Raw genomic sequence first — 1,072 nt, 5'->3', positions numbered from 1 at the left:
TATACGCGAGCGAATTTGATAACGACCGCGATGAAGTGGTTGAGCGCGCCTTAACTCAAGGCATCACTAAAATTTTGCTGCCGAATATCGATCTGGACTCGATTGAACCGATGCTGCAGACCGAAGCAGCGTATCCGGAAGTGTGCCACTCAATGATGGGTTTGCACCCATGTTACGTTGATAGCAACGTTGATCAAACGCTAGAAATCATCCGAGGCTGGTTCGAAAAACACAACTTTATCGCCGTAGGCGAAATCGGCATCGACCTGTATTGGGATAAAACCCACCAAGCAGAGCAAGAGATGGCTTTCGTAACCCAACTCAATTGGGCAAAAGAGATGGATTTACCTGTGGTGATCCACACCCGTGATTCCATCGAAGAAACGCTGACTCTGCTTCGTCAAGAGCAAGACGGTCGCCTGCGTGGCGTGTTCCATTGTTTTGGTGGCAGCTTAGAAGAGGCGCGAGCAATTAACGAGTTGGGCTTCCACCTTGGTTTAGGCGGTGTATCGACATTTAAAAACGGCGGCATGGACCAAGTCATTCCACACTTAGACATGCAATGGATCATATTAGAAACAGACTGCCCATATTTGGCGCCAGTGCCGCATCGCGGTAAACGCAATGAGCCAGCTTACACGTCGCTCGTCGCGCAGCGAGTGGCAGACTTGCGTGGCGAAGAGGTCGCAACCATAGATGCTATCACCACGGAAAATGCAAAAAGCTTATTCAAGATTTAAGCAAGACAACAAACGCAACAAGCGGCCACACTAGGTCGCTTTTTATTGCCTAAACGGTTGGATGAACAGGCCAAACCTGAAACGACTCAACCAGCAATACTGTAGTGTTGATAGACATAACTATTAACTTGTAACCCTACCCACTTCGCATCATGCGTATTCCATCAGTACGCTTCTTGTGACTGTCCACAACTCGACACATTCTTTTCTTATACTGCTATTCGCCTACGTCTTAGCACAGGTGTAAAACAACATGAATACGGATATTGAAATGTGTACACATGGTGCTTACTTGCAACGCGTACCACGCAACACACGTCTGAACTCCAGTC

At 47.8% G+C, this 1,072-nt stretch carries 1 protein-coding gene; it reads left to right on the top strand.

The window, feature by feature from the left end; translation table 11 throughout:
• Window positions 1–740 (top strand): TatD family hydrolase (locus R7190_RS25805; RefSeq protein ID WP_318137668.1); only part of this gene is annotated, 740 nt, incomplete at its 5' end.
• Window positions 741–1,072: the final 332 nt, after the last annotated feature.

The sequence above is a fragment of the Vibrio sp. 1078-1 genome (assembly GCF_033340475.1).
Note: the sequence above shows the minus strand (reverse complement) of the source record. Positions and strands in the feature narration are given on the sequence as shown.